Below are 25,450 nucleotides of genomic sequence, written 5' to 3' on the forward strand. Positions count from 1 at the left end.
ATAAAGTATAAGAACAGGCTGCCTCCCCTATAGGCAGCCTGTTTTATTTTATACCTTTTACAGTCAGTAGTATAGCGGTAAAGTTTACAATACAAGCTTGCAAATACTGGCAATCGGGCTGGCAAAAGTGTATCTTTAGGCTTGGCTATACTTCAGACCCGATGGCATCTGTTTTTAAAATCTACTCATCCTCTGCCGGCTCCGGCAAAACTTATGCGCTAACTAAAGAATACCTTAAGCTGGCACTGCATTCTCCTTCGCCGGATTATTACCGCTCTATACTTGCCATAACTTTTACCAATGATGCTGCTGCCGAAATGAAGGAGCGTATACTTGGTGCCCTGCGTGGTTTTAATGACGATACACTTTCTGAAAAAGCAAAAGCGAAAAGCGAAAACCTGCTGGAAGATATTACCACAGACCTGCAGGAAGAATACCCGGAACAAGGGCTGGATAAAGAAGAGATCAGGAAACGGGCTGCCTTGGTTTTCAGGCAGGTACTTTATAACTATGCCGATTTTAGTGTAAGTACAATTGACAGTTTTGTAAACAAGATCGTACAGGCCTTTGCACGTGAGCTGAAAATACCCCACAACTTTGAAGTAGACCTGGACTCGAATACGCTGCTAAACACGGCCGTGTCGCTGCTGCTGGACAAAGTAAAAGATGAAAAAGGTGACCTGCTGACCGAAACTCTGGAACAGTTTATACTGGAGAAAGCCAGCGAAGGCCGCAGCTGGAGCAAATTAAATGAAGAACTTGCCGACTTCGCCAAAAACCTGCTGAACGAACAGGTATACGAAGCCATTACCGATCTGCAGGGCCTCACCCTTGATGATTTCAGGGAAGTGCAACAGCAACTACGGCAAACTAAAAAACAGATTGAGGATGCTATAACAGAGCCTGCCGGCCAGGCGGTGGCGTTAATAGAACAGGCTAACCTGGATGCGGCAGACCTCTCCTATGGCAAAAACGGCATTTACGGCTACTTCTACCGCTGGCTTAAAACTATAGACCTGAACTATAGCAATAGCAACGCGCAGAAAACAGTTGAGAACGACAGCTGGTATAGCGCATCAGCTAAAAAGAACAGCTTTATAGTTAGCCAGATCGATAGTATAAAAGGGCAACTTTCCGAACTATACACGGAGCTTGAATCGCGCAAAGTACAGTATGCCGGCATTTATACTTTACTCAATGCCATTGTGCCACACTTGTATAAACTATCGGTACTGAACGAGTTGGAAAAGTGTCTGCAGGAAATCAAGCTGGATAAGAACACGGTCCATATTTCGGAGTTCAACAAGCGTATTATCGATATAGTACTGAAAGAACCGGTACCGTTTATTTATGAGCGCCTTGGCGAAAAGTATAACCACATCCTGATCGATGAGTTTCAGGATACGTCGATACTGCAATGGAACAACCTGTTGCCGCTGGTAGAGAACGCCCTGGCATCAGGTCATTTCAGTATGGTGGTAGGCGATGCGAAGCAGGCTATTTACCGCTGGCGTGGTGGCGAAATGGAGCAGATTCTGCATTTATATAAAAAGAGCACAGCCAAACTATACCAGAACCGCCGCCACAGCAACCTGATCAGGGAACGTTACCAGACGCTAAATGATGAGGTTTTAACACCTGCTAACCTGAACAAGAACTATAGGAGCCGCGCCGAGATCATCGCTTTTAATAACGACATCTTTACGTTTGCCAGCAAAGCGCACTCTGGTTTTGATATGTTCGGATCGATTTATGATGCTGATTTTGTGCAGGAAGTACCGGACAAGAATAACACAGGTGGCCATATTCAGGTACTTTTTACCTACGACGGCGATGCCAACACCAAGTATAATTTTGACACCTGCACCCGCACCGACGAACTATACCCTAAATATTCCCACTCACAGGAAATAAGCTACGATGAAAGTATGCTGAACATGGTGCAGCACCTGGTAGATAACTCATTGGCCGAAGGCTACGACCTCCGCGACATGGCTATACTTTGCCGCACCAACTATAACAGTAAACTCATAGCCAATTTCCTGAAAGAGCGCCGCTATGACATCATATCACAGGATTCGCTGTCGTTGCAGTTTGCAGAAGTAATAAACCTGGTCATTGCGCTGTTCCGGGTGTTTAACCGGCCTAATGATGCCCTGGCCAAATCAGAAGCTTTATACCTGATAAGCTTGGTTACAAAAAATGAAGTACCAGATGTAAAAGTAACACAGCGTATTGCAGAAGTAGCCAATACACCTGATGCAGCCGTTTTTTATAACTATGTACGTGAGTTGGGTTATGATCTGGATGAGCGCCACACGGGTAACTTATCTATTTATGAACTGACCGAACGCCTCATCCGGATCTTTAATTTGTTAGGGCATAACAACGAGTGCGAGTACATTTTCCGCTTCCTGGACCTGGTGCTGGAGTATAGCTTAAAGAACAGTAACAACCTGAACAATTTCCTGGCTTACTGGGATGTGCAGAAGGAAAAGCTAAGTATAAACACGCCAAAAAACCGAAATGCCATTACCATAACCAGTATCCATAAATCGAAGGGGCTGGCCTACCCAATCGTGATCATACCGTTTGCAGACTGGAGCACTGAACCTAAACGTGGGTCACTGATGTGGAGCCAGCTGCCTGAGAGCGTAACCTATACCGGTAAACTGAGAAGTGTGGCTGTAAACGTCGGATCTAAACTGGAAAGTACTGTCTTGGGCGAACAATATAAAACAGAGATCGAGAAGACGTTTATCGAAAACCTGAACATGCTCTATGTGGCTCTCACCCGCCCTGTTGACAGGTTATACCTGATCGGGAATGCCAAAGATCTGTTGGTAGAAGATAAGATGCCTAAGTCTGATAACCAGGTAAAGAATGTAAGCCATTTACTGTACCAATATCTGAAAGAGAAAGAACTATGGGAACCAGGTAAATTCTGCTACCAACTCGCTAAAGGTAACACAGCACAAAAGCAGCATCAGGCAACCACAAATGACAGCTTTGAACTGAAGCATCTGATCAGCACTGACTGGGAACAGCGCCTGAAAATAAAACAACACGCCAATAACGTATTTGACTTTGCCACACAGCAACGCCAGCGGCAGGTAAACCGGAAGCTGCATTATGCTCTGTCGCGCATCACGTTTGCCCCGGAAGTAAACCAGGTGCTAAGGCAGATGGGCTACGAAGGCATCATTAGCGAGCGTGACAAGCCAGAGTTGCAGCGCCTGCTGACCGAGGTGGTAGAGCATCCTAAAATGACGTACTATTTCTCTGACAAAGTAGCTATTGAACAGGAAAAAGAAGTACTGGATGCCCGTGCTTACCTCTATAAACCCGACCGTATTGTATTTGATGGCGAAGCCGTAACACTGATAGAGTTTAAGACACCGCCACCGGAACCTGAACATCGCAACCGCTTGGACCATTATGCCGTGCGCTTCCGGCAGTTAGGATACAAGAAGGTAAAATGCGTGCTTTACTATTTCGACACGCAGGAGGTAAAAGAATGGCAATACGGCGACAAGCCAGCCGAGCAACTAGGACTTGCATTTTAGTCCTACCACAACTATAAAGTATAAACCAGCACATGGAACAACGCATCACATTAATTACACTTGGAGTTAAGAATCTGCAACGCTCACGGGATTTCTATATCAACACCTTTGGCTGGAAGCCTTTGGACACAAGCAACGAGAGCATCGTCTTCTTCCAACTCAACGGCATACAACTGGCGCTCTTCCCGCAGGAATCTTTAGCAGATGATGCAGGCGTTCCTGCTGATGGCAGTGGTTTCAGGGGATTCTCGTTGGCGCATAATGTTCGCTCCGAAAAAGAAGTAGATGAACTGGTAGCATCCCTGGAAGCAAAAGGTGTTACCGTTCTCAAGCAGCCTGAAAAAGTGTTCTGGGGTGGCTACAGCAGTTACATCTCCGACCCGGATGACAACCTCTGGGAGATTGCATACAATCCGTTCATGCCAATGGATGCTGCTGGCAATACAGAGAGTATTCATTGATCTTCAGTATCAAGAATAAATGAAGAGAGTTATCTATTACACTGCAATAATACTGATGTATTTAGCAGTTCCATTCTGTATTTTGAGCTTCCTAGGTACTGCTGTTAGCATGAAGTATGAAGTAGATCATGGAAGGTTTGCAGTTGAAACAAATGAGAAACTTACAGAATCGGAGAAGGTAATAGAGTTGCAGGAAATAAATAAATATGAAGCTCAACTTAACACTCAGGCCTTTTTTTTAGCCTTCATTGCAATAGTCCTCTTTATAGTAGCAACTGCTTTAATTGTAAAGCGAAATAAATTTCTAGTTTAATTCACTCATTCAAAAATCACCACTACTACCCGTGCAGACTTTCCTGGAGCTAACCGCGAAATACATTTACGAGAAGTATAAAGAGAACATCAGCGAGCTGTGCATTGTGCTGCCTTCGCGCAGGGCGAGCTTTTTCTTTAAAAATGCGTTGGCACAAGCTGCTACCGAGCCTATCTGGTCGCCGGAAGTATCGTCGATGGAAGATTTTATCTGCAAAATGGCGAAGGTGGATGTGGTGGAGCCAATTAACCTGCAGCTCGAACTATACGACCTGATGCGCGAGCAGGATCCGAAGCTTGATTTTGACCAGTTTGTTACCTGGGCCGGCACCTTGTTAGACGATTTCAGCCGGATAGATCAGAACTTAGTAGACACTGGTAAGCTGTTTGATTACTTGAGCGAGGCAAAAGCACTGGAGCGCTGGGAGCCCCGCAACCTGGGCTGGACCATGTCGCCGGACATGCGCAAGTACTTTAGTCTCTGGGAGAATATCGAGAAAACATACCATAACCTGCAAAAGCACCTGCACAATAATAAGCAGGCTTACACGGGTATGGCTTTCCGGAAAGTAGCGAATGAGATTGATGTTATCGTTAAAGAATCAACCTGCCACCAATTCATTTTTATTGGCCTTAATGCCCTTACCAAATCGGAAGAGAAGATCATAAAAGCCCTGTTGCGCCACAACAAAGCAGAAGTACTTTTTGATAGCGATGATTTTTATATGGAAGAAGGCACTGCTAACCGGGCAGGCAGCTTTTTGCGCAAGTATAAAAACGGCTGGAAACTACCCGAGTGGCGCTGGCAACAGAATATGCTGCTGACGGATGAGAAAAGTATAAATGTAATAGGTGTTGCTAACGCCAGTATGCAGGGCAAGCTAGCCGGCCAACTATTACAGGAAATACGCGAACAGGATAAGCACGCCCAGGTAGCTATCGTTCTGCCCGACGAAACACTGTTGTTGCCGGTACTGCATTCCATTCCGGATGATGTACCGAACTATAACGTAACCATGGGTTTAAGCTTTAAAGGTACTCCCCTTTTTAACCTCGTAGATCTTCTGTTTGATGTGCATTTGACGGGTGTTAATCAGCTTCAGGAAAGTGGCTACAAAGTTTACCAGTACCATCATTTATCAGTTAGTAAACTTCTTACGCATCCGTTCATTCGTCGCTACGAACTATACCTGAACGAGCAACCTGAGCAGGCCGAATTTCACGGGCTGATACAGCAGGTATTGGAAACTATAGTTTCAGAAAACAAGGTATTGATCACAGCGCAGGAACTGCTGGAAATGGGCAAGCACCACCCGCTTTTCGAAACCCTGTTCCGTACCTGGCGCGACTGTGACGACATTATAGTTGCCATGTACGACCTGATAGAGCTCCTCCGCCAGGTTTACACGCACGGCCATAACACCATCGAAACCGAATACCTGTATATATTTTATACTTTAGTTAAACGACTGGACACCATCTTCGATTGCCGTGAACAGAAAATATCGGTGCGAAGTTTCCGGAAGTTTTTATATGAGCTGATCACCCAGACCAGGTTGCCATTCAGCGGTGAGCCGATTTCGGATGTGCAGATCATGGGTATGCTCGAAACCCGTGCCCTGGACTTTGAGAACCTGATCATTTTATCAGTAAATGAGAATACCTTGCCGGCTCCTAAAAAGCATAACTCCCTGATGCCGTATGATGTGCTGAAGGAGTTTGGTTTGCCAACCTATGCCGAGAACGAAGGCGCCATGGCCTACAACTTTTACCGCCTGTTGCAGCGAGCCAAGCGGGTAAACCTATTGTATGTATTGCCTTCGGATACCTATGGTTCGGGCGAGAAAAGCCGTTTTATACTTCAGCTGCAAAACGACCTGGCTTTGCGCAATTGTAACATCAAATTCCAGGACCTGACCGCTATAGTTGAGCAGACAGATACCAAAGAATACGACGAAGACATCATCATTCAGAAAGATACAGCCACACTGGAACAGATAAAGCGTGACCTGCAGCGTGGTCTCTACCCTTCCAGCCTGAATACATACATCAATTGCTCCCTTAAATATTACTTCAGCCGGATTGCTAAAATGCAGGAAGTAGATGAAGTAGAAGAACAGGTGGATTCGGCGCAGTTTGGGACAGTAGTGCACCAGGTGCTGGAAGATTTCTTTAAACCTTATGTGCTAAGCGGTAAGCCTATAGTTGCCGAAAGTATAGACCAGATGTTGCTGGAGCTGCCCAACCACACCAAGCTTGCCTTTAACCAGGCAACTCGTGGCGCCAGCACCGAGCGCGGTCTTAATTACCTATTACTGAAAGTAGCTATAGAAGTGCTGCAGAAATACCTGATCACACTCAAGAATTCAGATGAACTGCCGCTATGCATCCTGCGCCTGGAAGACTCCCTTACTGCCAAACTACAGGTACAAATCGATGATGAACTGCTGGATGTAACGATAGCTGGAAAAGCAGACCGCATTGATATGACCGGCCATGAAGTACGTGTAATTGACTATAAAACCGGTAAGGTGGAACAGAACAAGCTGCGTGTAAAAACCGACGATCTGCGTTCGCCATCTTCTAAGGGTAAAGACTTTGATAAACCACGACAATTATGGCTGTATCAGTATATTCTGCAACGTCAATTACGCGAAGCACCTCAAGCTATATTTGCCAGCGGCCACCAAGTTGACCCGGCAGTTATAGTTGCCAAATCAGGCATCATCTCGTTCCGGAACATTGAGGAGAATGTACTTTCGTCGGACTTTAATTTTGTGGGCGAAGACGGCCAGCCAAAGGATTTTATAGTTGCTTCCGAAGAGCTGTTGACGGACATCATCAAGACCATGCTCGACCCTAATAAGCCGATTATGAAAACAAAGGATTTAGAAATCTGCCAATGGTGCTCTTATAAAGGCATTTGCGCCCGGTAGAGGCAGCAAACCAGTTATTTTACTATATATATGGATAAAACAAAACGAACAGGTATTTAATGTACCTGCTCGTTTTGTTTAGTTAAAAGCTAATGTTATACATACGTTACACGAAGCAAATCAATAATGCTGCTTCGCTGTGCATCGGTAGGGTTCTTGTCAGCGGCTGCATCTACCATTTCGTCTGTACCGATTAGTAGCTGCCGTTTAATGTTGTCAGGGTCTTTTTCCCTTGTAAAGTACAAGGCTACATAATCCTTCTGTCCGAAAAAGCTTCCCGTACCATACCCCATCTCATTCAGTATGGTATCCAGCGCGTCCACAACAGCAGGTTCATTTTTAGCGGCAAAGCCCAGGTAGCGTTTGCCCCCGTCCTCTTCAATTTTAAATCTCGTAAAATGACGCTTCACTTCTCTTTCAAATTTCTGTGCTGCGTCCTGGTCGTCGAAATGATACACCACTACATAATTATTCATAAGCCCCGAAATTTAAGTTGATAAAACGTGTACTTATTTAGGTACGACCGCACTGGTTTATAGTTGATATAGGGTTTTTGACGTGTGGTGTTCTTATGTTTTCTGCAGATTCATTTTTTGCTTTCTTAATTACACAGGAAAACTAACTTAATGTATATTTTACAATAGTATAGATCGGATATTTTTGAGGTATTACCGTATCAACAGTAAATTCTGCACTGCATTGTATAAAACTATAGAGCAACTGGCCCGGTTCGGACTGACCTTACAAATCATTAAAACAGCTATAGCAGCGGCCATTTCGTGGTTTGTTGCTACCAACCTGTTGCGTGCAGAGTATCCCTATTTTGCGGCCATTGCAGCTATACTTACCGTTCAGGTTACCGTTGCCGATTCAGTAGATAAGGCCACACACCGAATTATAGGAATTATTGGAGGGGTATTTCTGAGCATGCTGATCGGGCATTGGTTTGAGGTTAATGTCTACTCTATTTTCCTTGTGATTCTGGTTGGCATGGCTGTTTCCAAAGCACTCCGCATGAATCCGCAGATTATCTCGCAGGTAGCTATCAGCTCACTGTTGGTACTAGCCTTTGGAGAAATGAATGAAGGATACGCTTTTGATCGCATCATCGAAACAGTAATTGGCTCTGCTATTGCGGTTGTAATAAATGCCGTTATCGTACCTCAGAATGCTATCCCGGATGTAGAGAGCAGTATCATTAAGCTAGCCAATACCGCTTCCCAAACACTCATTAGCTTAACTGCTCTTTTAAATTATACTTCCACCCATCGTAAAACAGGCCGCTCTGAAGTAAAGGTTATGAAACAGGAATACCAGAAGAGCCTGGACACGCTACATCTGGCAGAGCAAAGTTTAAAGTATAACTTATTTCTAACCAACAAACGGACAAGACTTGCCCGACTGGCAGTCAGCATCCGGAAACTGGATCATATGATTGTGCAGATCCGGGGAATTCGCCGTGGTTTAGACGACCTGCAGCACAACAGGAATTACCAATTACCCGCTGCGTTTGCACAACAGCTTACGCTGTCCATGGAAGCTACCGCAAACTGTGTTGCTTTATCCGGTAAGGCAAGTGTACATACAACTCCTGAAAACTTAACTGCACTGAAAGAAGCAGTTGAGAAAGCACGAACAACCCAGGCACTCTGCCTGAAAGAACTGCAAAGCATATCATCCCTGGAAACGCTGCGTGATGTAGGCAGTATACTGACCGACCTGAGCCGTATAGTTGCTGAAACTGAAAGACAAAGCAGCTCCACTAAATAAAGCAGGTTTATAGTTGGTGTATTTTGTAAATTGGCTGCACCGGTACAACCTTTACAATGGCAGAAAAAGAATTACCCGTTTACCAGATACAGGACTTTAACGCACAGTGGCAGCAGGAACACTATTTTTACCTGAAGCCGTTCTCGCAGCATCTGCAGGAGCATGCTTTTATACAAAAGCCACACAAACACGACTTCTATATTCTGTTTTTTGTTACCCACGGTTCCGGCTCGCATACCATCGATTTTAAAACCTACCCTGTTGAACCAAACACTGTTTTCTTTTTAACGCCGGGTCAGGTACACAGCTGGCAACTAAGTTCAGACACAGATGGGTTTATACTTTTCTTTACACCGTCCTTTTACCTCATCGACTTTCCGAACCATAAACTTAACAGCTTTCCATTTTTTAATTCGCTGCTACAGAATCCATTTTTATACTTGACTAATGCGCAGCTGCAACAACTTGAAAGTATACTTCTGGAAATGCAGGAAGAGCTAATCCGGCAGGAATTATACACCGAAGCCATTATCCGCGATTATCTGGATATTTTGCTGATGCGGCTGGCCCGCCTTTACCATTCTGAGGGAGGACCGAAAACAGCTGGTACAGGAGCAGTCTCACAGTTAGAAGCACTCCAGAAATTGATTGAAGAACAATACAAGAACCATAAGCCGGTAAAGTTTTATGCCGATCAGCTACATCTTACCACAAAGCAATTAAACGAAACAAGTAAGCGGAGATTTGGGAGAACAACAGCACAGCTTATACAAGACAGGGTATTGCTGGAAGCTAAGCGGTTACTGGTACACTCCACGCTTACCATTGCACAGGTAGCTTCAGAATTAGGTTATTTTGATAATGCTTACTTTTTCAGATTCTTTAAAAAACATGCAGGTCTAACGCCTGAACAATTCCGGAAAGCAAACTTGTAGCATACTTTCCGGCAAGTATAAATTGTACAGTATTACGTCACTTCCGTACAGTACTTTAATACTTGTTGCTTCTTACATTTGCACGAAATAAATAGTAACCGCATGGCTTGGAAAGATTCTGCTTTATATAGTATCCTGAACACTAAATGCCCGCGCTGCCACGAAGGTGATATGTTCCCGAAAGGCACCCTGTATAATTTCCGTAGATTTTCAGAGATGAATGAGAAGTGCAGTTGTTGCGGACAGCACTTTGAACCTGAGCCGGGCTATTACTACGGAGCTATGTTTGTTAGCTACGCTTTCAGTACTGCCATTTTTATTGGCGTCTGGATTGCCTTAAGCTTTCTGGTTGAAGAAGTAACACTAACTATGATGATAATTGCACTAATAGTTTCTGTTGTAGTGCTGCTACCTATAAATTTCAGGTTATCGCGCAGCATCTGGATCCATTTCTTCATCCGCTACAAAGGTCCGTGTACACCGCAGTAAAATAATTGTATTTGTTATCCCGATGATATGCCTTAGTCCTTCTTTATAACTATAGCTGCACTTTATGCAACAGGAGCCCACTTCTATCGAGTTAAAATTTCTTGGTGGTGCCGGCACAGTAACCGGTTCTAAGATCCTGCTTAAAACAGATACACACCAGGTGCTTATAGATTGTGGGCTATTCCAGGGCCTGAAGCAATTGCGCTTATTAAACTGGAAAAAGCTAAACATTAACCCAGCCGAGCTAGATGCCATTATACTTACCCATGGCCACCTGGACCATTGTGGTTACCTGCCGGTGTTTGTAAAAAGAGGATATGATGGCCCAATACATGCCACACATCCAACGCGCGAAGTAACCCAGATTATACTTAACGATAGCGCCCGCATACAGATGGAAGATGCTGAAGAAGCAAACCGCGGCGGCTATTCCATTCACCATCCGGCCAAACCACTATATAATTTAGATGATGTCGCCCGTACAATGCCTTTATTCGAAACACATGATTACGGGCAGTGGGTAGAGATCAGCGAAGACATTAAGTTTTGCTTTCGGAACAGCGGCCACATACTGGGTTCAGCTATAGTTGAGGTCAGGTGTAAAGACCGGACTATCATTTTCTCTGGCGATATCGGGCAACGTAAACCATTGCTCATGGACCCACCTGTGCGGCTCAGCAAAGCGGATTATGTTGTGATGGAATCAACGTACGGCGACAGGCTGCATGGTGATGTTTCGCCATACCAGGAACTGAAAGAAGTTGTAAGCCATACTTATAATAAAGACGGTGTGCTTATCATACCAAGTTTTGCTGTAGAACGCGCACAGGAACTGCTCCTGATCCTGAACACGCTCCGGGATGAGCAAAGTATACCTGCCATGCCGCTTTACCTCGATACACCCATGGGTATAGATGTTTCTGACCTGTACCTGCGTTACCACGAATGGCATAACCTGACTCAGGCCGAATGCGAAACAATGATGCGAAACGTACATGTTATCCGCAAGTTTGAACACACGCAGCATGTATTGGATACTCATGGCCCGAAGATTATAATAGCTGGCAGCGGAATGGTAACCGGGGGAAGGGTTTTATACTACCTTGAGAAACTACTGAGTGATAGGAAGAACACGATCTTGCTGGTTGGTTTCCAGGCACCGGGTACACGAGGTAATTTGCTTCGGAGCGGGGCCAATGAAATTAAGATACATGGCAACTATTATAAGGTACAGGCTGAGGTAAAACAGATCAGTTCTATGTCGGCGCACTGCGACCAGGCAGATTTACTTTGGTGGCTGGAAAACTTTAAAACCTCACTGCAACAGGTATTCCTGAACCATGGGGAGCCACAAGCCAGTGAGGCACTTCGTATGGAGATCATTGATAAACTAGGTTTCCCGGTTACAATAGCCAAAATGGGGCAGACTTATTATTTATAAAGTATAAAGCTACTTCACGAACAAGCGCTTGTCGAACTCAAAAGGCTCAATACCAACTATAGTTACCTTACTGAAGTCCTGGTGCCGGGGATTGATGAGGTAATTAAAAGTACCCTGTACTGCAGCAGAAGGTACTTTCAGCACAAGAGACTGTTGCTCAAGTATAAATTCGTCTCCTATTACCTGGGTGGCATTGCTATGCGGAAAGGATTTCCAATCTTCAGGAAGTATAGTTTCTGCCACTTCTGTTATGTGTATATCGCTGGGTAACTGTATCTGCACGAGCTGGTAATCAAAGGGAACAATACCGAGCGGCATGTGTACGGCTACTTCTACGGTACAAAGTGCAATAGAATCACTGGTATAAAGTATAGGTGTACCTTTACTGTTCCAGCGGCCGCCTGCCAGCTCCGCCCCTCTCCCCGACAGGTCTTTGGCAAACCTGGCGCGGCTTAAGCGGTAAACGATCATGCCAGTACGCCGTGCTCTATGCGGGTAAGTTCATCGCGCAGCATCCCTATCCCGAAAGTGCTGTCCAGTAATTCCTTTGGTTTTATTCCGCCTAAAGCAATATTCTTGGCCTCCAGCCACGCATCAAAGTTGGCCTGGTCTCCGAACACTTCTACTCCTTTATTATAAACCAGTGTTATTTCCAGTATTTTCTCTGAATGCAACGGATCAAAGGTGCGTTTTTCTTTTTTGTATCGCTGGAAAGTACGCTCAGACAAGTGCAGGTAATTAGACCATTCACTCAGGCTAAAAGGGCTTTTATCGGCAATTGTTTGAAATGATGCATATTTTATACCTTCACGCACAGTACTAATGAGCATGAAAATATCACGATCATCTATCAGGCTATAATTGAGTGTATTACTGTTAAGGGCGTGTGCCATAAGTTCTGCGTTTGTTCAAATATACGCAATCTGTCAGAATATAATTGACAAATGTCGTAAATATTTTCTACCTCGCATCCAGCTAATCAGCGGGGTTGATTTATGCTTCCCTAAATAATTCTGTATTTGCTAAATCAAGTATAATCTTCTATTTTTAATGCATGAGCTTTAAACTAGCTCACTGATATCTACCTAACCCGGTTTATGAAAAGATTATTTAGTACAGTAGCTGCCTGTTTGTTGGCCGCTTCCATAACCTTCGCCCAAGAGGCACCTGCCGAAGTTAAGCCAAAAGTGCTCCCTATGTTTGGGAATATTGCTAAAACAGAGGCACAGCAGAAAAGTGATGAAAAGTTTCTGAAAAGCTGCGATGCCAGTTTCGCGACCCGTACCGAAGCAAGTAAGTTTTTTATGGACCGCGGATGGGAATACCTGAACGAAGGACAAACTGACACCGCTATGTACCGGTTTAACTTGGCATGGCTCCTGAACCCGGACAACAGCGATACTTACTGGGCCTTTGGATTGGTAACGGTAGCAAAAGGTAATCCTGCTGAAGCTGTTGGGTACTATGAAAAGGCTTTGGCCCTACAACCTAAAAGTTCGCTGCTCCTCTCCGACTTAGCTTCCTGTTACGTGGCCTTATATGAGCAAAAGCCTAAAAAGAAGACCTTAAAACTAGCAAACGATTACCTGGAGAGGTCCATAGCATCTGACCCTACCAATGCTTTCGCTTATTATACTTTATCGCAGGTAAAATATTTTGGCGGAGACTATAATGCCGCCTGGGCACAGCTGCACAAAGGCCGTGAGATGAACATGGCCATGCTGGATTATACTTACCTGCTCAAGCTGATCGAGAAAATGCCAGACCCACAGGGCTTCTTCAAGAATAAAGACGTAGCCGAGCAGTCGGAATAATGAAACTATAACTTATAATATGAAAAGGCACCTATAAGCGGTGCATTTTTTATTTTGTAATCGGAGGTAAAAGCTTTCAATCCTGTTCCTTACTATCTATAATTTACTATATTTGTTCAGTCACCGATCACGCAAAAAATAGTACTGATTATATGAAGAAGAAAATTTTACGCGCCTCTGTTTTTATACTTGCTACCAGCATGGCTTTGTCGTCGTGTGTGGTATCTAAGAAGAAATACGATGAGTTGCTGTCCCGTAAAAATGCCCTGGAAGTTGACAAAGCCGGCCTGGAACAACAAAAGCAGACACTGGAAGAAGAGAAGGCATCACTAGAATCGCAGAAGGCTCAGTTAGAGCAGGAACGTGCTGAACTGGAGAAGCAGAAAGCCGAATACCAGGCCAGCCTGCAGCAGGCACTTAAAGAAGGTAAAACCTTAGGTGAAAACCTGAACATGAGCAAGTCTCAGATTGATAAGCTGAATGCTGACCTGAAAGCCCGTGAACAGAAACTGGCTGAGCTGCAACGCATATTGGATGAGAAAGATAAAGCAGTTAAAAACCTTCGTGCACGCGTAAGTAATGCCCTTTTAGGTTTCAATGATAAAGACCTGACTGTAAATGTGCGCAACGGCAAAGTATATGTATCCCTGGCAGAGCAGTTGCTGTTTAATTCCGGTTCTACCAAAGTTGATCCGAAAGGAGTTGATGCGCTTAAGAAGCTGGCACAGGTTTTAAAGGAACAGCAGGATGTGAACGTAGTAGTGGAAGGCCATACAGATGATGTACCGGTTGCGAGAGGTACGGTAGGTATGCAGGATAACTGGGATCTGAGTGTACTGCGTGCAACAGAAATTACCCGTATTATAACGGATGCCGGTGTTTCTCCGGAGCGTGTAACACCATCTGGCCGCTCGCTTTATGTACCACTGGAAGCAGCCAAAACCAAAGAAGCTCGTCAGAAGAACAGACGTACTGAAATTATACTTACTCCTAAATTAGATGAGCTTTTCCAGATTCTAGAATCAGCTTAAGAAGTTTAGTTTATACTTATAACACAAGAGCCGGTTTTGCAAAAAGCCGGCTCTTGTGTTTTGTGTTTGTCTCCATTGCCACTTCAAACAGAAACAGGAATCAAGGCTAAGACCTCGTAGCGTGCGCAGCTCCTGCGAGTAGAAGATCCCGAACTTGTTTCGGGACGTCTTATGTTTACCCCTTCCCAACCTTCCCCTAAAAACAGGGGAAGGAGATCTTGTAATCAAACTAATTACTTTCTTGTCATCCCGAGCGCCAGCCGAGGGATCTTATATGTTCTAAAGTTGAGACTATACTTTACGAATCAAGCTATACTTTCATAGTTGCCTGTTATCCTGGGAGCTTTACTAACCTACAGTTCTATAGTTTCCTTTGGTGCCCTCACGGCCGGGAGGCCCCGTCTTCGGGCATCGCGCTGTGCAAATCTCTTTTGCTCGTTCCTCGCAATGCCTCCGGCACCAGATATTTACAAGGCGCTCAACCCAAAGACTGATAATGCTTCGATAGCTGCTACTATAGTTGAATTAGTGGCAATAGTTGCATAGCTTAATCATAGTGGCATATCCATAGGGACAGTCAGAACCTGTCCTGCTCGTGGGCTGTAACTATAGAAATAAATTTGTAACTATAGCCGTCGCTCAAAGACCTCCGAGTGTTTGTAAAACCTCGGAGCGTCTATACCAATTATCCTTGTTTCATAACAAGACGCTCGCACGAGCTAAAGCATGTTACGAGGTCAGAAAAGCTCCCTCTCCTGTTTTGGGGTAGGGGCTTCTTAAAAGGAGAGATTTGGGGTGAGGTAAACAATATTGGGGTGAGGTAAACAATAAAAGAATAAGGGTTGGTTGGGCCAACAGTAACTATAGAACTATACTTCCGGAGTGGCTTCCGGAATTACGACAACGGCTGGTAATACTCTCTTAAAGATAGGCAGAAGTGTTATATATAAAACAACACCAACAGGGGCCGCCAATAGTGCCCAGGCAGAGATACCAGCTAAGTTAGCCTTCCATAGTTGATTTAAAGCATAGAGCCAGTCAGTACGGAACATAGCCATCATTTCATCCAGTGATAAACGCAGCTCCGACATACCAAACCAGTAAATACCCAGCTTAATAAAAGGAATTGCCAGCAGGATCTGTAATGGCTGCATCAGGTAAACTATAAGTATAGTAGCCGCAATATTAAGCCGGAAGCGTGCCGCAATAGCAGTAGCAAGTATAGTAGCTACCCCTATAGCCGGCACAACCCCTACAACAGAACCAACAGCAAGAGTCGCTGACAGTTTACCCGGCGACATACCTTGTTTCAGCAGGTTCAGGATAGGCTGTATAAGTCTGCGTCTGAAAAAATCTTTCACGGTTAAGAGCAGTATTAGCTGCTGGCTAAAAATAAAAAATGGGAATTGTATCTAAAGTTTCTAGCAGGCATCACAACCGGTGAAGGCTAAATGAAAGTGCTGTTACAAAACTACTTATTTATACTTTAATCAGATAAAAGTAACCTCTGTTTCATACTTAATATGCGCATGATTTTTAAACAAAATGCTATCAGTTCGGCGCATCCGCAAGAGGGTTCAGTGGTACAACAATTATTTTTTAAATGTCGCTAAACCATTACCCGATCGCACTGTCTAATGCTGACTATAACTCCATACCAACTCATCTAAATGAAAAAGGTTTTACTGACGCTGGTTCTTATTTTTACCATCGTAGGAGCGTTTGCTCAGAGTGCTTCCATTACAGGCTCCATCAGGAGCGGCCAGGATAAGTCGGCATTGCCTGGCGCCAGCGTTTTGCTGGTAAACAGTGCCACTTCCGCCACAGTAGCATCCATTACAGATACTGAAGGTAATTTCAGGTTCGAGCGTGTCGCTACCGGCGATTATACTATAAAAGTAAATTACCTGGGTTTTAACCCTTTCAGCAGAAACATAAAGATGGAGGGCAAAGCCATTAACCTGGGCAATTTAATCCTGGAAGAGGCCTCTACAGCTATTGGGGAAGTACAGGTGGTAGGTCGAGCTCATCTTGGCGAGCAGAAAGGCGATACTTCACAGTTCAATGCCAAAGCATTTAAGACAGCTCCCGATGCCAGTGCTGAAGAACTGGTAACCAAAATGCCCGGCATTACCATACAGGATGGAAAAATACAGGCGCAGGGCGAAGAAGTAAAACAGGTCATGATTGATGGCAAGCGCTACACCGGCGAAGACGTGAACACAGCTGTTCGTAATATCTCAGCGGATATGATCGAGAGCGTACAGGTGTTTGATGGCCAGAGCGACCGTGCAGCTTTCAGTGGCTTTGATGATGGCAACCGCGTAAAGACCCTGAACTTTACTACTAAAAAAGATCGTCGCCAGGGATATATGGGCAAGATATCAGCCGGCTATGGTACCGACGACCGCTACATGGTAGGTGCAGCTGTAAACTATTATAACGGTAACAGAAGAATAACTGTAACAGGCCTTACCAACAACATCAATATGTTTGATTTCTCGGTTGGTGAAACGCCGGGTGGTGGTATGCGTGGTCGCAGAATGGGTTTTGGTGGCGGACAGCAGACCGGTATCAACAACACGAACACGTTCGGCATCAATTTTAATGATATGTTGGGCAAGAAGATTGAGGTAAGCGGTAACTATAACTATAGCAACCGCGACAATGTGAACGACCTGTACCGTTTCCGTGACTTCATCAACACCGATACTACGTACCTGGAAAACAGCAACGAAAACGAGATTGACGACAGCCACCGCTTTAACCTGCGCTTACAGTACAACATCAACAACAATAACCGTCTATTGGTAACACCAAGTATAACAGTGCAGAACACTGATGCGCTTAGCAAAATAAGTGCTTTTACAGTTGATAATGCTGAAACTGATGCGTCGTCAACCCTGACGGAATCACTTACCAGAAATGAGAGCAGAAACGCGAACATCAACTTCAATAACAATATCCTTTACTCCCACCGTTTCGGAGATTCCGGCCGCATCCTGACTACAAACTTCAGCACAAGCTATAGCAGCACAGATGGCGATACATACCAACTGGAAGACACAGAAAACTTAAATGACCCTACTGAAAACATAAACCGAAACCAGTTCATAAAACTAGACAGAGAGAACCTGTCTTGGAGCGGTAATTTAGATTATTCGCAGCGACTGGGTGAGAACTCACGGTTGCAGTTAGAGTATAACATCGGCAACCAAACCAACGACTCTGACAGAAGAACCTACGATTTTATGGAGAGCGATGAAAGGTATAATGAAGCTCCGAATGCACCTTTGAGCAATACATTCAGAAGTGATTACCTTTCGCAGACATTTGGCCCCAGCTATCAGTACCGCACTGAAAAAGCAAGATTCCAGGCAAACCTGCGCTACCAGCTAGCTTCGTTGCAGAGCGATAATATTTATCCTGCACCTAATACCTTGAAGCGCAATTTCAACTCCGTACTTCCGTCAGCTGAGTTAGAGTACAAGTTCTCAGAAACAAGTAACCTGAATATCAATTTCCGTTCTAATACCAACGTACCTTCGGTTACAGATCTGCAGGAAGTATTAGATATTTCAAGACCTACTCAGCTGCGTGTTGGTAATCCGGCACTGGAACAGGATTACCAGAACCGAATCAACATTCGTTACCGCAACTTTAACGGAGAAACCAACAAAGTTTTTTTTATAGGTATGTTTGGTACGGTTACGCAGAATTATGTTGCCAACAGCGTATACACCAGAGATATTCCGGCTGAGTTTACTGAAGGATACGATCCACAGCCTAATGCACGTTTAACCCGACCTGTGAACATGGATGGCTATTATAATGTGCGTTCATTTGTAAACTATGGTCAGCCGTTAAACTTCATCAGTTCAAACTTCAATGCATTTGGTTCAGTTGGTTATACCCGTACTCCGGGCATGCTGGATGAAAAAGTAAACTATGCGAACACAACGAATGTAGGCGGTGGCCTGAATATCAGCAGCAACATAAGCGAGAAAGTTGACTTTACCATCTCTTCGTTCTCTAGCTATAACATAGTAAAGAACACGTTACAATCGCAAAACAACAACAACTACTTCACACAGACCACCAACCTTCGCTATAACTGGATTCTTTTTAAAGGCTTGGTTTACCGTACTGAATTAAACCACGTGTATAATTCCGGTTTAACAAATGGTGTGGATCCTAGCTATGTACTCTGGAACATGAGCCTGGGCAAAAAACTGTTTAAGAACCAGCAGGGTGAGATCAGTTTCAGCGTGAACGATGTGCTGGGACAGAACGTAAGTGTGCAGCGTAACATTGCTACCGATTACATTGAAGATGTGCAGTCTACGGTACTGCAGCGCTTCTTTATGGTAACATTTAGTTATAACCTGAAGAAATTTGCAAGCGGCTCAGCACCTGAAGAGAATAACAACCGCAGAAATTGGGGACCAGGAATGCGCGGCGCCCATTAAAAGATTATTAGAGCTATTTAACAAACTTATAGGAGCCTGCAGTAACTGCAGGCTCTCCTTTTATCGGTACTATGTTAATGAAAATGGATATTGACAATTAAGTATATAAGAGCGAAATTTAGATATACCTAAGACACTTAAAATATGAATGAAGCTCATTTGCATATCACACTTAATCATGTACCTATTATTGGTAGTATACTTGGCGTTTTGATACTGGCAGGCGGTATGTTCTTTAAAAGCCGTGATACCATAAGGACGGCACTACTTATACTTATAATGAGTGCTATAGTAGCCATACCAACCTATCTGACCGGTGAGGCAGCCGAAGAAACAGTTGAACACATGGAAGGTATGAGCCATAATCTGATACATGAGCACGAAGAAAAGGCAGAACTATATATCTGGCTTATAGTAGGTATGGGGGTGCTGTCAGCCATATCTTTTTTTGCTGATCTTAAGCAAATGTCCATTCGTAAAACGCTTTTTATTGCCACGATAGTGCTGGGCATGATTTCCATATTTATAGCCCGACAAGTTGGAACGTCAGGTGGCGAGATCAATCACCCGGAAATAAGAGATGGCTTTGTTGCAGAAGAAGAGCATGATTAATAATTAAGCTGCTATAAGTAAAAAGCCCTGCCAGAATACATTGGCTTTTAGTGCTAATATTACTGTTACGGAAGGTCGTTATAGTTTCCCACCTTCGACGGCTTCCTGAACATGATAAGGGAGAAAAGCAAAGTATAAACTATACCGTGCTCAGCACCTTCTTCCTGGCCGGAATGCTGTAAAGTATAAGTCCGGCCGTTATAAGGAACATACCCACGTTTCCGGTTAAGCTAGGCCAGGCAATACCCAGCAGCAGCACCTCTCCTATTACGGTAGCCAGGATTTCAATGGATTGTGTCGCCTCTACAGCAGCCAGCGCGGCGCTATGGGTGCGGGCAAGGTGCGTTGCTTTAAAGAACAGGATGGTACCGATTACCCCAGAGCTCAGGGAAATAGCAAACACAGCTAACAGTTGTGAATTACCCGGTAAACCTGCCTCTGTGTAGCCAAAGCCCATCAGCATAAAAAGCACTGGCAAACTACCAATGGCTGTACCTGCCACGCGCTGCATAGAGTTTAGCTCATAGCCCTGCTCCTCCACAAAAAGCAGCATTTTGCGGTTTGCCAGCGGCCAGATAACAGCTGCTAGTAAAACAAGAACTATACAGATCAGCAGCTGCGCATCGGTGTAAGTTCCGTTTCGCTGGCTCCACTGCATGAGTGCAATACCAGCCAGTATGAGGATAGAAAGTAAGAGTGCCCGCACAGGTATTTTGGCCCGCCCATCTTTGTACAGGAAAGGTGACAGCAAAATGCCGGCTACGATAGTAAACTGAAACACTCCGGCAATCAGCCAGCCGGGCCCGAAGGATGCAGCCGCCGTGAGCAGCACATATATTAAACCGAACCAGATACTTCCCCAGAACACCCATACTTTAGGCTGTTGCTTTAGGGTGTGCAACAAAGGCTTCAGCTGGTTTTTGTACTGTAAAATACCCAGCAGAATGAGCAGCAGGAAAAGGGTGCGTAGCGCTACCGTCCAGGCCCAATGCCCATTACCTACCGAGATAAAGCTATTTAAAACATAGGTAGAGCAGAAAAAAACCGATGCCACTACGCCCATTCCTATTGCTTTCAACTTCTGATTTGCCTGCATACTTCTCTACATTTTTAATAATGTAAAAGTACGGGCAACTTATGCCAATGTCACGGCACTTTAAACTTCAGGTATGGTACTTTCGGAACCACTTTCCCTGAATTGCATGGGTGTAGTGCCTGTTATGCGCTTAAAGAACCGCACAAAATAGGAATCGTCCTCAAAGCCCAACTGATAGGCTATCTCTTTTACTGACAAGCTGGTAAAGTATAAAAGGCGCTTACTCTCCAGCAACAGGCGTGCGTTCTGCATATCGGCAACGGTGATGTGCAGGTACTGCCGGCAAAGGTTGTTCAGGTGTTTAGGAGTGATGTCCAGTGCATCGGCGTAAAAAGAGACAGGCTTATGGCTTAGATAATTCTCTTCTATCAGGCTGCTGAGCTTGAAAAGTCGTTCGCTGTGGCGTGCCGGAGTTAGCTTTGCAATTTCAACATGGCACTCGCGGAGCAGGTAATTTAGCAGGATAAACAGATAACGCGAAAGTATAGCCTGGCTTGGAGCTGGCTGCCGCAGTTCCAGGTCAATTAATTGGGCCAGTTGCAGAAAAATTTGCTGCAGGTCCTCCGCCAGATCCAGATACGGGTGCTGATAAACTGCTCCGAAAAGCACCAGCGCATCATGGGCTGTAATGCCTGTAGCCTGTAAAAATGCTTCTGAAAAGAATACCAGCACCCCGCGCTCGTGCAACGACTGCCGCTGGTGCGCCTGCCCCGGCCCAATCAGGAACAGCCTGCCTGCCACCATATCGTAGCGCCGGAAATCGATCAGGTTGTCACCGCCTTTGGTCTCCTGTACCAGTATAAGTTGGTAAGCATCGTGGCGGTGCGGAATAGCCGACAATTCACTTTCAAACTCCTCTAAGGGCATAACAGCAATGTCACGCTCGTAGAGCAGGTCCTGGGTTGGCAGCGATTCCGGTGTCTTTATTTTCATGAGGTTGTAAACAGGTTGCTAAAGTATGAAATCTGCTTTTATAGTTGCAGCTGTAGGTAGTATAAACCTGTTCGTACAGCTCTGCTTACCTGCACATCAAACGTATAATTATTACATACAATCATACAATTTTGTAATTTAGTATAACGAAACGCCAATTTACTGTTGGCTAAAGCCCTGTACCTGAAATTATTTAAACTATGTTTCTGAAGGAGTTTCCGGATTATACCTGGCTGAAGCAGCAGGCTGAGAAAGCCTTCCGGGAACAGCTGGATGTGAACGGGAACAAACTGGCAAAAGAAGGCTGGCCCATCGTGATCATGAACACGAAGTCTGCTTTCTGTCACCGCCCCGACCTGAAAGGCCCCTTTTCGATCTTCACCAACATCAGTGGAAATTCTGCTGTACAGGTAGGCTCCAAAAAAGTAACCGTTTCTGAAGACAGCTTCTTTATCACCAATCGCGCTCAGTACTATACCCTGGATATTGAAAGCGACAAACCGGTAGAGACCTTTAACCTGCACCTGGGCCAGGATGTGTGGGAAGATTATACCTATACCTGTTCCAGCTCCGACTCTAAATTACTGGATAACCCAAGCTACAGCCAATACCTGCCGTTTGCTGAATTCCCGAACCTACTGCAGGCGAAAAACAAGAATATAAGCGCTGCCCTAAATCAACTTTATACTTTATCGCAGCTCCCTGAGCATACCAAACTACAGTTGGACGAGCACCTGGTACTGCTGTTTCGGGCATTAACAGGTCAAAAGCAGGAATTGCAGCAGGCCATAAGTCGCATACCGCAAACGAAGCAAAGCACCAAAACTGAACTGCACAAACGCATTAGCCTGGCTACCGATTTTATACTTTCTGACCCCGCACAACAGATAAACCTGGAAGATCTGGCAAGTATAGCCTGCATGTCCAAGTTTCATTTTCTGCGCACTTTTACCAGCATTTACCTCACCACTCCACACCAGTTTATACTTGGCCAGAAACTACAGCGGGCCCGGCGCTTACTCTGCAAAACCCGCGCAACTGTAGGTGAAGTGGCCCTGTGGTGTGGCTTCGAAGAATTATCCGTTTTCAGCAGGACATTTAAGAAATACACCGGCTACACACCACAGGCATACAGGGCTTTAACGAATTAGCAATTTTTGTCAAACAGCAGGTATGGTTTGCAACATACCTTTGCTACGTAACCAAATATCTTAAAACTATGGAAACCACCTATCTACCATTTGCACAGGCAGGCTTTATCACACTAACAGTTATTTGCCTGCTGCTTATACTTTGGGGCACCCGCAAAACACTTATCCGGATGGGGAATACGGCAGCGCTTGCCAACAAACGTACGGCTATAGTTGGGTTTATACTTGTTGCCTGGCTAGCAGTGGTAAGCATACTTTCCTTGGCAGGTATAACGCGCGATTTCTCAGGTACGCCACCTAAGTTCTTTATCATCATTGTTGTGCCTTTACTGGCTATACTTGCCTTAACCTTTCATCCGAAATTCAAAAGATTTCTGGCACATGTACCGGCTTCCTGGCTTATGTACATCCAGGTTTTCAGAGTGCCGGTGGAGGTGTTTTTGTGGTGGCAGTTTTTGGATGGGCTTACTCCTGTACAAATGACATTTGAAGGCAGAAATTTTGATGTGCTGACAGGTTTAACCGCACCTGTTTTTGCCTGGATCTGTTATGGACAGGGGCGCAAACTACATAAACTGGCACTGGCCTGGAACATAGCCGGAATGGTACTGTTACTGAACATTGTCATCACAGCTATACTTTCTGCACCAGTTCCATTCCGGGTGTTTATGAATGAGCCAGCTAATACACTAGTGGCAGAATTCCCGATCGTTTTCTTACCTGCTTTTCTGGTACCATTAGCTTATACCATGCACTTTTTCTTCTTCCGGAAAGCGTACATCAGGCAACAGTCTAAAGCTGCTGATACTATAAGTATAAACCCGGCAGCTGTTTAAGTATAAAAAGAGTATAGCGTTAACTGCACCGGTAGCTGCTACTGGTGCAGTTTTATTTTATACTGTTACCCCAACCCTGTGTATACTTTTCCCCGAATAGCTAAAGCCAAAGCATGTTCGTACCTTTGCAGTATATACCTATACTATGGCTACCACTTTCCAGGACCTGAAACTCAACCCGGTTATACTGCAAAACCTGCAGGAACTAAGCTATACTTCGCCTACACCTATCCAGCTAAGTGCCATTCCTCTATTGTTAAGTGGCCAGGATGTGGCAGCGCAGGCTGAAACCGGAAGTGGTAAAACGGCAGCTTTTGGCTTACCGATCATCCAGCAGGTAAATCCTGAAAAGCAACAGATACAGGCGCTTATACTTGTACCAACCCGCGAACTGGCCTTACAGGTACGGCAGGAACTGAAACAATATGCCAAGAACATTCCCAACCTGAAGATCAGTGCTTTTTACGGAGGGCATTCTTTTTCACAGGAACGTGCTTCGCTGGCCCATCCGCCGCAAATTGCCGTGGCTACTCCCGGTCGCTTAACTGATCACCTGTTCCGAAAAACACTGGATTTGAGTACAGTAAAGCAACTGGTTCTGGATGAAGCGGACAAGCTACTGGAGATGGGTTTTGAAGAAGAGATCGACCAGATAATGGAGGCGCTCCCGGCAAAACGCCAGGCCATACTTTTCTCGGCTACTATGCCGCAGGATGTGCAGGACCTGATAAAGGAATCGCTGAAAAACCCGCAGTTCGTAAAAGCTTCGGCCAACGCTATACCTGACCAGCTAAAATTAATAGGAATAAAAGTAGAGCAGCCACAAAAACAAGATGCGGTCGTGAGTCTACTGAAAAGTATAAATGCCGGTGGTACTGTTGTTTTCTGTAATACACGCGCCGCAGCCGACGAACTGGCACATGCCCTGAAAGCCGAAGGTATAGCGGCTCGTCCGCTGCATGGTGGTATGGAGCAACCCGACCGTGATAAAATGATGACGCTGTTCCGCAACGGCACCACACAGGTATTGGTAGCCACAGACCTCGCCGCCCGTGGATTAGATATTGACCTGCTCGAAACAATCATACATTATGAACTGCCGGATGATGTAGCCGCTTACCAGCACCGCAGCGGTCGCACAGGTCGTGCCGGTAAAAAAGGAACCGTTTATACATTGGCTAGCCAACGCGACGAACGCAAACTCCGCGACTGGGACCAGGTGCGTATGGATAACTGGCTGAAGGCAGAGGAACTGCTGAAAAAATCTGCAGCTCCGGCTACAGCGCAAACATCTGCTTTCGCCACGCTTACTATAAATGCCGGCCGAAAAGACAAGATCAGCCCCCGCGATATTGTAGGTGCCATTATAGCTGAGACTGGTTTAACTTCTGCAGAGATTGGGAAAATTGAAGTACAGGACAGGGCAAGTTTTGTAGCTGTGCCGCAGCAGGAAGCCCAAACTATAGCCGAAAAGCTGAACAACGGAAAGATCAAGGGCCGTAAATTCAGGGTGCACCTGGTTAAGTAAGACTATAGGTATAGTTCTTATCTGCAGACCCTTATCTATATTTAGCTAATTTCCTTAGCAAAACTATAGC

Annotated in this window: 21 protein-coding genes; 15 read left to right on the forward strand and 6 right to left on the reverse strand. The window is 45.0% G+C overall.

Annotated elements, in window-relative coordinates; translation table 11 throughout:
• Nucleotides 1–161 precede the first annotated feature (161 nt).
• The 4 genes from MJ612_RS05775 to MJ612_RS05790 are packed head-to-tail and all read left to right on the forward strand — an operon-like array spanning nucleotide 162 to nucleotide 7,275.
• Complete coding sequence (locus MJ612_RS05775) at nucleotides 162–3,566, forward strand: UvrD-helicase domain-containing protein (protein WP_187030323.1); 3,405 nt, start codon at nucleotides 162–164, stop codon at nucleotides 3,564–3,566.
• A 32-nt stretch (nucleotides 3,567–3,598) separates the two neighbouring features.
• Nucleotides 3,599–4,027, forward strand: a complete 429-nt coding sequence (locus MJ612_RS05780; RefSeq protein ID WP_187030325.1) for a VOC family protein — start codon at nucleotides 3,599–3,601, stop codon at nucleotides 4,025–4,027.
• 19 nt (nucleotides 4,028–4,046) lie between these two features.
• Complete coding sequence (locus tag MJ612_RS05785; protein ID WP_187030327.1) at nucleotides 4,047–4,340, forward strand: hypothetical protein; 294 nt, start codon at nucleotides 4,047–4,049, stop codon at nucleotides 4,338–4,340.
• Nucleotides 4,341–4,371: 31 nt separating this feature from the next.
• Entirely contained in the window at nucleotides 4,372–7,275 is a 2,904-nt protein-coding gene (locus MJ612_RS05790; protein ID WP_187030329.1) for a PD-(D/E)XK nuclease family protein, read from the forward strand.
• A 95-nt stretch (nucleotides 7,276–7,370) separates the two neighbouring features.
• Here the strand turns inward: MJ612_RS05790 and MJ612_RS05795 are convergent, their stop codons facing one another.
• A complete protein-coding gene (locus MJ612_RS05795; RefSeq protein ID WP_187030331.1) occupies nucleotides 7,371–7,751 on the reverse strand; it encodes a hypothetical protein in 381 nt (126 codons plus the stop codon).
• A gap of 184 nt (nucleotides 7,752–7,935) precedes the next feature.
• On the opposite strand from MJ612_RS05795, the gene MJ612_RS05800 reads away from it, so the two are divergent.
• The 4 genes from MJ612_RS05800 (at nucleotide 7,936) to MJ612_RS05815 (ending at nucleotide 11,910) form a co-directional block, all read left to right on the forward strand.
• A complete protein-coding gene (locus tag MJ612_RS05800) occupies nucleotides 7,936–9,045 on the forward strand; it encodes an FUSC family protein (protein WP_187030333.1) in 1,110 nt (369 codons plus the stop codon).
• Nucleotides 9,046–9,101: 56 nt separating this feature from the next.
• Nucleotides 9,102–9,980: a helix-turn-helix domain-containing protein gene (locus tag MJ612_RS05805; RefSeq protein WP_187030335.1), complete on the forward strand. Its 879-nt coding sequence runs from the start codon at nucleotides 9,102–9,104 to the stop codon at nucleotides 9,978–9,980.
• 102 nt (nucleotides 9,981–10,082) lie between these two features.
• On the forward strand, nucleotides 10,083–10,469 hold the full coding sequence (locus MJ612_RS05810; RefSeq protein WP_187030337.1) for a DUF983 domain-containing protein: 387 nt from the start codon (nucleotides 10,083–10,085) through the stop codon (nucleotides 10,467–10,469).
• A gap of 64 nt (nucleotides 10,470–10,533) precedes the next feature.
• Nucleotides 10,534–11,910 carry an MBL fold metallo-hydrolase RNA specificity domain-containing protein gene (locus MJ612_RS05815; protein WP_187030339.1) on the forward strand — a complete coding sequence of 459 codons (1,377 nt, stop codon included), beginning with the start codon at nucleotides 10,534–10,536 and terminating at the stop codon, nucleotides 11,908–11,910.
• Between the two features lie 9 nt (nucleotides 11,911–11,919).
• Here MJ612_RS05815 and MJ612_RS05820 read toward each other — a convergent pair whose 3' ends face one another.
• Together MJ612_RS05820 and parS are read right to left on the reverse strand one after the other, a co-directional pair.
• Nucleotides 11,920–12,381 carry an RES family NAD+ phosphorylase gene (locus tag MJ612_RS05820; protein WP_187030341.1) on the reverse strand — a complete coding sequence of 154 codons (462 nt, stop codon included), beginning with the start codon at nucleotides 12,379–12,381 and terminating at the stop codon, nucleotides 11,920–11,922.
• On the reverse strand, nucleotides 12,378–12,803 hold the full coding sequence (gene parS / locus MJ612_RS05825) for a type II RES/Xre toxin-antitoxin system antitoxin (protein WP_187030343.1): 426 nt from the start codon (nucleotides 12,801–12,803) through the stop codon (nucleotides 12,378–12,380). The genes MJ612_RS05820 and parS overlap by 4 nt, the downstream gene beginning before the upstream one ends.
• A gap of 204 nt (nucleotides 12,804–13,007) precedes the next feature.
• Between parS and MJ612_RS05830 the strand changes: the two genes are divergently transcribed.
• The gene (locus tag MJ612_RS05830; protein WP_187030345.1) at nucleotides 13,008–13,724 is read left to right on the forward strand and encodes a tetratricopeptide repeat protein; all 717 of its coding nucleotides are present in this window, start codon (nucleotides 13,008–13,010) and stop codon (nucleotides 13,722–13,724) included.
• A gap of 152 nt (nucleotides 13,725–13,876) precedes the next feature.
• On the forward strand, nucleotides 13,877–14,755 hold the full coding sequence (locus MJ612_RS05835) for an OmpA family protein (RefSeq protein ID WP_187030347.1): 879 nt from the start codon (nucleotides 13,877–13,879) through the stop codon (nucleotides 14,753–14,755).
• An 869-nt stretch (nucleotides 14,756–15,624) separates the two neighbouring features.
• On the opposite strand, the gene MJ612_RS05840 is transcribed toward MJ612_RS05835, so the two are convergent.
• Nucleotides 15,625–16,116, reverse strand: a complete 492-nt coding sequence (locus MJ612_RS05840; protein ID WP_250419069.1) for a DUF2062 domain-containing protein — start codon at nucleotides 16,114–16,116, stop codon at nucleotides 15,625–15,627.
• 309 nt (nucleotides 16,117–16,425) lie between these two features.
• Here MJ612_RS05840 and MJ612_RS05845 point away from each other — a divergent pair, with 309 nt between their 5' ends.
• Together MJ612_RS05845 and MJ612_RS05850 are read left to right on the forward strand one after the other, a co-directional pair.
• Nucleotides 16,426–19,224: an outer membrane beta-barrel protein gene (locus MJ612_RS05845; RefSeq protein ID WP_187030349.1), complete on the forward strand. Its 2,799-nt coding sequence runs from the start codon at nucleotides 16,426–16,428 to the stop codon at nucleotides 19,222–19,224.
• Between the two features lie 144 nt (nucleotides 19,225–19,368).
• The gene (locus tag MJ612_RS05850; RefSeq protein WP_187030351.1) at nucleotides 19,369–19,836 is read left to right on the forward strand and encodes a hypothetical protein; all 468 of its coding nucleotides are present in this window, start codon (nucleotides 19,369–19,371) and stop codon (nucleotides 19,834–19,836) included.
• Nucleotides 19,837–19,975: 139 nt separating this feature from the next.
• On the opposite strand, the gene MJ612_RS05855 is transcribed toward MJ612_RS05850, so the two are convergent.
• Nucleotides 19,976–20,932: a multidrug resistance efflux transporter family protein gene (locus MJ612_RS05855; protein ID WP_187030353.1), complete on the reverse strand. Its 957-nt coding sequence runs from the start codon at nucleotides 20,930–20,932 to the stop codon at nucleotides 19,976–19,978.
• 60 nt (nucleotides 20,933–20,992) lie between these two features.
• A complete protein-coding gene (locus MJ612_RS05860; protein WP_187030355.1) occupies nucleotides 20,993–21,865 on the reverse strand; it encodes an AraC family transcriptional regulator in 873 nt (290 codons plus the stop codon).
• 200 nt (nucleotides 21,866–22,065) lie between these two features.
• On the opposite strand from MJ612_RS05860, the gene MJ612_RS05865 reads away from it, so the two are divergent.
• From MJ612_RS05865 to MJ612_RS05875, 3 genes are all read left to right on the forward strand, one after another.
• Nucleotides 22,066–23,016: a helix-turn-helix transcriptional regulator gene (locus MJ612_RS05865; RefSeq protein WP_187030357.1), complete on the forward strand. Its 951-nt coding sequence runs from the start codon at nucleotides 22,066–22,068 to the stop codon at nucleotides 23,014–23,016.
• A 68-nt stretch (nucleotides 23,017–23,084) separates the two neighbouring features.
• Nucleotides 23,085–23,852, forward strand: a complete 768-nt coding sequence (locus MJ612_RS05870; protein WP_187030359.1) for a hypothetical protein — start codon at nucleotides 23,085–23,087, stop codon at nucleotides 23,850–23,852.
• A 145-nt stretch (nucleotides 23,853–23,997) separates the two neighbouring features.
• Nucleotides 23,998–25,380, forward strand: a complete 1,383-nt coding sequence (locus MJ612_RS05875) for a DEAD/DEAH box helicase (RefSeq protein ID WP_187030361.1) — start codon at nucleotides 23,998–24,000, stop codon at nucleotides 25,378–25,380.
• The last annotated feature ends 70 nt before the right edge of the window (nucleotides 25,381–25,450 follow it).

It is taken from the genome of Pontibacter deserti, from assembly GCF_023630255.1.
Taxonomy (GTDB): Bacteria; Bacteroidota; Bacteroidia; order Cytophagales; family Hymenobacteraceae; genus Pontibacter; species Pontibacter deserti.